General features: G+C 57.8%; 1 pseudogene. It reads left to right on the top strand.

Going from position 1 to position 374, the window contains the following annotated elements:
* Positions 1 to 41: 41 nt before the first annotated feature.
* Positions 42 to 374, top strand: a pseudogene (locus Q4563_RS16995) (hypothetical protein); the annotation flags it as partial.

The raw sequence follows: 374 nt of genomic DNA on the forward strand, positions 1-374 counted from the left end.
TTCCTATTGATGCTTCTGGTGCCCTGCCATGGGCTGCCAGTATGGGTCCTGATGTCTCTGATATGGGCACTGGTATCTTCTGGGCTGCTTTCGCCATGTTTGGTGCCACAACCGGTTCCATTCTGTCGGGTGCGGTGATCGAGCGTATTCGCATGAGTGCGTACCTGATCCTGACCATTGTGGTGGGTTCTGGTGTCTGGATTCTGGCCGGTGCCTGGGGATGGCATCCTGATGGCTGGTTGCTGCTGGATCTGGGCTACCACGATGTGGGCGCATCAGGTGTGGTTCACGCCATCGCCGGTTTCTTTGCGCTGGGTGTGCTGATCAATCTGGGGCCTCGTTTGGGCAAATTCGTCGACGGCAAGGCGATGGCC

The organism is Gilvimarinus sp. 1_MG-2023 (genome assembly GCF_030548285.1).